Below are 6,852 nucleotides of genomic sequence, written 5' to 3'. Positions count from 1 at the left end.
CCGGCGCAGCCGGTGCCATCCACCGCGTCGCCTGCTTCGCGGGTAAACCCGCTCCTACAACGTCCTCACAGCCCCCGGCTCACTCGGCCCCCAGTAGGAGCGGCTTCAGCCGCGAACACCGGCGCAGCCGGTGCCATCCACTACGTCGCCTGCCTCGTGCAGGCTCAGCCAGCCCAGGCCAGCGAAACAGCAAAGCCTGCCAGCAAGTACGGCGCAAACGGCCTTTTCTCTCCCGGCTGGCGCGCTCTACGTCGCACCAACTGCCATGCAACCAGCAGCACCCCGGCCCCGATGAAGGTGGCCAGTACATGGTCCATGCTGCTGGCCAGCGCCAGCGCGCCGAGCAGCTTGACGTCGCCGGCCCCGAACTGGCCAAGCATATAGCCGGGCAGCGTAAGAAACAGGACGATGACGAAAGCCAGCGCGGCATCGCTGCCCAGGGCACCGAGCCAACTGTGCCCGGTGGCCAGCAACCAGGCCAGCGCACAGCAGGCGCCCCCCAAGGTCAAAACATTGGAAATCTGCCGTTCGCGGGCATCCTGCCCAGCGCACAGCGCAAGCCAGACAATCAATGCAAGGCTGTGCATGGGCAATTGGCCATCCCTGTTCGTCGATCGGTTCTATGCTGTTATGCAGGACTCATCGTCAGGGTAGACGCGATCATGAAAGCAGGCTCGGCAAAACGGCAAAAAGGCGCAGCGGCCATCGAGTTTGCGGCCGTGTTCATGATCTTTTTCGCGGTGTTCTACGGGCTGGTCAGTTATTCCCTGCCCATGCTGATGCTGCAGTCATTCAACCAGGCCAGCGCCGAGGCCGTGCGCCGCTGCGTGGCCCTGGACCCGGACAGCGCCAGCTACACCAGCGATGTGCAAAACCTGGCCCGCCAGGTCATCAGCCAACAATTGCAGTGGATGCCCTCCGCCTTCAACTTCCAGCCCGCCAGCGACGCGCAGGTGACCCTGGGCGCCGACAAACTGCTGACGGTCGCCATCAACTACCCCAAGACGAAACTGACCAACGTGCTGCCGATGCTGGTACTGCCGCTGATCGGTGAGGTACCGCGCCTGCCCGATCGGCTGCGGGCCGAAGCGAGCCTGCAACTGTGAGCGGCCTGTTCGATCGCTGGCTCGGCGGCCAGGCCCTGGTACCGGCAGCGCCGGCCCCGCAAGCGCTGGGGCTACAACTGTGGCTGGATGACCAGGGGCACGTGCTGCGTTTGGCCGGGCCTTTGCGTACGGTGCTGCCAGCAAGCTCGCACAGTGCCCCGCGTGTGCATGACTACCTGCAACGGCACAGCTGGCTGGTGCTTGAGGGCCCCCCTGTCGACTGGCAAGGGCAGCCACTGGACCTTGACTTCACCACCGTGCACGGCACGGCCCTGCACACGCGTGGCTGGCTTCTGCGGCAGGCGGATGGCTGGCTGCTGCAGTTGTTCGATATCGGTGACCTGCTGGGTGAACACGAGCAACACGCCCAACGCCTGGCGCAACAGCAATTGGCAACGGCGCTTGGCCGTGCCCTGCGTAACTGCGACGAACAACGCCTGATGCAGGCGGCCACCGAACAACTGCAGCACTTGGCCGCGTACTGGCATGCCGGCTCGCTGCGCCTGATGCTGGCGGGTGATTGCGGCTGGTACGCCTACACCAGCAGTGATAACGACTGGCCCTGGGCAGACGACGAGCGCTTGCATGCCTGGTTGCAGACGCTGCCAGCAACGGCCCGGCAAGTGGCTGATGAGCACCCGCTGTTGCAGTCGTCGGGTGCCGGCTTGCCCTTGCTGGCCCTGCCCTACCTGCACGGCCATCGCGTTCAGGCCTGGTTGCTCTGCGCGGGTACAGCAAGGCCGCCGGCAAGCGACTCGGTCACGCCCCTGCTGCAAGCGCTGATCGAACCCCTGCTCAGCCGCCTGCGCCAACAGCAGTTGCAGCAACGCTCACGTCACCTGGATGAACTGCAACAGCAACTGGGCGCTGGCTGGTGGTCATGGCCTCTGCAGGGGCCAGTGGAATTCGACCCGGCCCTGGCCTTACGCCTGGGGGTGCCGCGTGAAGCCACCCCCGAGCAATGGCTTGGCCGGTTGCACCCGGCCGATCGCGAAGCCGCACGCCTGGCGCTGGAGCAACTGCGCGAAGGCATTGCCCTGAACCTGCAGGTGCGCCTGCTGCCAGCCGATGGCCTGGCAAGCCCGCACTGGCTGCAGTGGGTGGGCCAGAGGCGAGGCCATCGGGTACAGGGTTTCTTGCTCGACATCAGTGCACAAAAGGCCCAGGAATCAGAGGCCGGTGCTGCCCGCGCGCGCCTGGAAAACCTGATCGCCAGTTCGCCCGCAGTGATCTACATCCAGCGTTACAGCGAAGGTGCGCTGCACAGTGAGTTCTTCAGCGCCAGCCTGACGCCACTGCTGGGTTGGCCCAGGGACAGTGAACTGGCACAAAGCCCCGGTCTGGCGGTGCACCCCGACGACCGCCCGCTATGGCTCGAACGTACCCGTGCGCTGCTGCGCGATGGCCAGGTACGCAGCCGGTATCGCCTGCGTGATCAACTGGGCGGCTATCACTGGATACTCGACGAAGCCCGCCTGTTACGCGACGACCTTGGGCAACCGGTTGAAGCTGTCGGGCTGTGGCTGGATGTGAGCGAAGCCACCGAGGCCGCCGAGCGCGTGCGCCAGAGCGAGGAACGTTACCGGGTGCTGGTTGAGGACTCACCAGCGCTGATCTGCCGCTACACGCCTGACTTGCAGCTGTTGTTCGGCAACCGGCCGTTGGCCGAACTCCTCGAGTGCCCGCCGCAGCAGCTCGGCGAGATGAACCTGGGGCAGTGGATGTCCGACAGCCAGCGCACGGCGTTTGTGCAACGGCTGGCCACCCTGACCCCGCAACAGCCGTTGAGCAGCGCGGAGGTGTGCCTGCAACTGCCGGGACGCCGTAACGCCTGGTGGGTATGGGCCGAGCGCGGGCTGTTTGACGGCCAGGGGCAACTGCTGGAAGTACAAGCCGTGGCGCGCGATAACACGCCGGTGCGCCATAGCCAGCAACAACTGCTGCAAGGGGCCAAGATGGCCACCCTGGGCGAGCTGGCTACGGGAATGGTCCATGAAATCAACCAGCCGCTGACCACCATGCGCCTGGTGCTGGTCAACACCCTCAAGCACCTGGAAAGTGGCGCAGCCGATGCCCAGTACCTGACGGGCAAGCTGCAACGCCTGGACGCTCAACTGGAGCGCGCGGTAAACCTGGTCGAGCACCTGCGCACCTATGGCCGGCGCTCCGACGTCGAACAACAGGTATTTGCTGCCTGGGTGGCGGTGCTCGGTGCGCAGGGGCTGCTGGCTGAGGGCCTGCGCGGCAAAGGCGTGGCGCTGTACATCGAGGAGCCCGACCTGTGCCCGGAAGTGCTGGGGCATCAGGACCAACTCGAGCAAGTACTGATCAACCTGATGGTCAACGCCCGTGACGCCTTGCTCGAACGGCGTGTTGCCAACCCGCAGATTCGGGTGCACCAGCACATCGAGCAAGGGCAGATGTGCCTGTTGGTGGGTGACAACGGCGGCGGTATCGACCCGCGCCTGCTCGAGCGCATTTTCGAACCGTTCTTCACCACCAAGCCCGCTGGCATGGGCACCGGGCTCGGCTTGTCGGTAAGCCACGGCATTGTGGAGGCCATGGGTGGCAGGCTGGAAGCCCACAACAGCGACGAAGGGGCATGCTTCAAGGTGTGGTTGCCGATCTACAGCGCCAGCTGAGCACGGCCACCGCTGCAACTGAGGTTGGCGCCGACTTCGGCATTGACCAGGTCGATGCCGAGGATTTTGAGCAGGACGTTGACCAAGGGGTCGAGCAACGGGCTGAGCAAGTTCTTGATCAAGGGTTCGACAATGCCTTTGACGCCGCTGAGCACGTTGCCGACGAGCACCATCACTTCGCCGAGGCCGCTGTTGACCGTGGGCTTGTAGGCTTCCAGCTGAATGCCCTGCAAGGTGTCGGTGAGGCTGCCGACGACGTTGTTATTGGCGGTTTGCATGCTCAGGTAGGCAGGGGCCAGGCCGATGTTCGGCGGCGTGCTGGTGGGCGCCTGGAACACCAGCGGGCGCTCGACCGCACCGCTGCCGAGCACCTTGCTGTTGACCCGTAGCCCGAGGCCGCCACCGACGAAGGGAACGCGCGCGTCACAGACTGCGGGCAATATCAACAGCCGGGTACAACGTTTGGTCCCGATGTCTACCAGCGGCAATGCCTTGACGACCGTGGTGCCGCTGGTGAAGAACGCATTGGGGGATTCAAAACGGCCTACCGCAATCTTGGCGGCTGAACTCTGGGTCTGCGTGGTCAGGCGCTTGGGTGAGCAACTGAACGTGTCAGGCGCTGAAGGATTGAGCCTCGTCGTCGCCTCTGCCACCTCAAGCCCGATGTCCAGCGACAACTTGTCCGGCACCAGCACGATGTCAGTGACCGTACACGGCACAGCGACCAGGCATAGCACCGACTGCAAGGTGCTGGCGAGGTTGAGGCTGAGCAGGTTGTTGAGCACATTGGTGATCGGCCCGACCAGGTCCAACACCGCGTTGAGCAGTCCAAAAACCGAGTCGAGCAAAGGCAACTCCAGCGAAATCATCGCCCGCACCTGTGCGGTATGCACGCGCAACTCGTCGGTGCGCGGGTCGCCCACTGCAGAAATCTGCTGCGGCTCGATCACCTTCAGACGCACCCGGCCATTGACTAGCCCCAGCACGCTTATCGGCAAATCCACGGTTGCTGCGCTTTCGCTGACCGCCAGCTGGATCACGCCCTGCACCAGTTGCAGCAACTGGATACTGGCATCCAGCCCGGCCTGCGCCGTGCCGTTCTGGATATCCAGCAAATCCCCCAGTTGTAGCAGTGTGCCATTGCTGGCACCCAGCGCCACCTTGCCCAGGTTGGTTACCACACTGGCCGCGGCACCGCTCTGTTGCAGTACCTTCACTGCCGCTTGCAGCAATTGCGTAGCGGTGGCGTTGGCGCTGAGCAACTGCTGGTAGTCGCCGGCCTTGAGGTTGAGGTCGATGGCCAACTGGTCGAGGTAGCTGAGCAAATTGAGCTGAGTGCTGGCGATGCCCTGCCAGCCGGCAACATCAAGCTGAACGGCACCGCCCAAGGCCCCGAGCAGTGCATTGAGCAAGACCGACTGCCGCGAATCGACGGTCGCCAGCGTGGTACGGATACTCAACACCGCCTGCGGCGGCATGGGCAATGATGCCACCGCATGTGCCTGCAAGGTCGTGGTCGGCGGCACGCCACTGCCTTGCACCAACGTGTATACCCGCCCGGCAAAACTGGTGGGCACCGTGTTGCTCACATCGACCCGAATGGCTTCATCACGATTGTTGTCCGCGGTGAAGGTACGCAAGCTGTTGGCGCCCGTCTGCAAGTACCCACAACTGGCCGTCAGCGGGTTGCCGGGGGCATGCCCGTTGCGTGTGGCGGCGACGCGGGCAACCGCTGTAGCCTGGGGCCCGCTGCCGGTGCACACGGCAAACTGGCCGGCCGCCTCCAATGCCGACATGTCGGCAATGCGCTGCAGCTTGCGCTGCTCAAGGAAAAGCCGACCACTGTCGATCACCACCAGCATGAACAACAAAGCAAGGCCCAGGGTAATCACCGCCATCAGGCCAATTGCGCCACGCTGACGCGCAGCATTCGAGGGAACCACGGGCACTCCTTTGCCGGCCATTGGCCATGCGTCGCGGCTGCGATTCAAGGAGTGTAGTTGCAGTAATGGCTAATTGCCTTGCCGGAACCAAGCCGGCGCTGGCCGGTCAACTTCTGCAGTCAATCTTTGCAGGCCCCAAGCATGAACAACCCCTTTGACCGGATCAGCGCCGCCTTCGCCCCCGAGTACCGGGTCAACCTGAGCATTGCCAACCTCGACGGCAGCATCATGCTCACCCTGTCCGACGACGCTGGCGTGGTCGCCAAGCGCCTGATCACCCAGGCCCAGCGCAACGACCCGGTGCGTTTGCAGCGGGTAATCGACAGCATCCGCCTGGGGCTGGCCATCGAACTGGGCCAGAACCCGATGCAGGTGCTGGCCGCACTGACCCGCGATGCCAGCCACGAGCCACGCGCGTTCATGGCCAACTGAGGGCTACTTGCCCTCCTCCACTTCCTTGCCGTTGGCATCCAGCACCTTGGTCGAGGGGTAGCGGTACGAGGCATAGCGCACCACCAGGATCGAGAATGCCAGCAGCAGGATGCCCCCGCACAGGTACAGCAGCCCTTCGTCCGGCGCCTTGTGGTGCGAGACATCACCGATCAGCAGGCGGGTCAGCGCAGTGATTGCCACATACAGCAGGAAGCGGATCGGCATGTGGTTGGTCTTGAAGTAGATCCCGACCATCGCCCCCAGCTCCAGGTAGATGAACAGCAGCAGGATGTCATCGACACTGATCCCGCCCTTGCCGAGCATGTCCAGGAAGGTGACCACCGCTGCATAGGCGGTGATTGCGCCGATGCCGAACAGCGCCAGGTAATGGAAGGCCTCGACGCACAGGTTGCCCAGCGAATCTGCCGAGCCGTGCAGGCCCTTGCGTAGCTTGTCTGCCCATTTGATGTTCACGATGTTCCATTCCCCGATACGGCTTGTAAGGATGATGCGTCACCGGTGTGACGCTTGTGCCATGCAGTTAAAGGGCCAGGCCCCTGCGTTGGAAGGCGGCGGATTGCCGCAGGGCACTTTGCGGCGGGGTGGGCTGTGTGGGGGCTGCCGGGTGTTCGGCTTGGCGGTTTTGGCGCCTGTGAGATCGAGCGCCGAAGTGTTCGACTCGACACATTCAGCGCCTATGAGATCGAGCGCCGCCCGCGCGGCGCTTCG

At 64.1% G+C, this 6,852-nt stretch carries 6 protein-coding genes; 3 read left to right on the top strand and 3 right to left on the bottom strand.

The genetic code is table 11. From position 1 onward, the window contains the following. Positions 1-164: 164 nt before the first annotated feature. Positions 165-587: a prepilin peptidase gene (locus tag IAE39_RS28590; RefSeq protein ID WP_201207819.1), complete on the bottom strand. Its 423-nt coding sequence runs from the start codon at positions 585-587 to the stop codon at positions 165-167. 75 nt (positions 588-662) lie between these two features. Between IAE39_RS28590 and IAE39_RS28585 the strand changes: the two genes are divergently transcribed. Continuing rightward, complete coding sequence (locus tag IAE39_RS28585; RefSeq protein WP_201207818.1) at positions 663-1,106, top strand: TadE/TadG family type IV pilus assembly protein; 444 nt, start codon at positions 663-665, stop codon at positions 1,104-1,106. After that, entirely contained in the window at positions 1,103-3,748 is a 2,646-nt protein-coding gene (locus tag IAE39_RS28580) for an ATP-binding protein (RefSeq protein ID WP_201207817.1), read from the top strand. The genes IAE39_RS28585 and IAE39_RS28580 overlap by 4 nt, the downstream gene beginning before the upstream one ends. Here the strand turns inward: IAE39_RS28580 and IAE39_RS28575 are convergent. After that, on the bottom strand, positions 3,733-5,691 hold the full coding sequence (locus IAE39_RS28575) for a TadG family pilus assembly protein (RefSeq protein WP_328825632.1): 1,959 nt from the start codon (positions 5,689-5,691) through the stop codon (positions 3,733-3,735). The genes IAE39_RS28580 and IAE39_RS28575 overlap by 16 nt on opposite strands. 141 nt (positions 5,692-5,832) lie before the next feature. Between IAE39_RS28575 and IAE39_RS28570 the strand changes: the two genes are divergently transcribed. Next, a complete protein-coding gene (locus tag IAE39_RS28570) occupies positions 5,833-6,123 on the top strand; it encodes a DUF3509 domain-containing protein (protein ID WP_201207816.1) in 291 nt (96 codons plus the stop codon). Positions 6,124-6,126: 3 nt separating this feature from the next. Here the strand turns inward: IAE39_RS28570 and IAE39_RS28565 are convergent, their stop codons facing one another. Next, positions 6,127-6,597, bottom strand: a complete 471-nt coding sequence (locus IAE39_RS28565) for a phosphate-starvation-inducible protein PsiE (RefSeq protein WP_201207815.1) — start codon at positions 6,595-6,597, stop codon at positions 6,127-6,129. Positions 6,598-6,852: the final 255 nt, after the last annotated feature.

This window comes from Pseudomonas sp. S37, assembly GCF_016658545.1.
Lineage (GTDB): Bacteria > Pseudomonadota > Gammaproteobacteria > Pseudomonadales > Pseudomonadaceae > Aquipseudomonas.
This window is presented reverse-complemented; position numbering and strand designations above follow the sequence as displayed.

Coding starts and splice junctions, on each gene's coding strand:
- IAE39_RS28590 (WP_201207819.1), bottom strand. CDS start 587: ATGCACAGCCTTGCATTGATTGTCTGGCTTGCGCTGTGCGCTGGGCAG.
- IAE39_RS28585 (WP_201207818.1), top strand. CDS start 663: ATGAAAGCAGGCTCGGCAAAACGGCAAAAAGGCGCAGCGGCCATCGAG.
- IAE39_RS28570 (WP_201207816.1), top strand. CDS start 5,833: ATGAACAACCCCTTTGACCGGATCAGCGCCGCCTTCGCCCCCGAGTAC.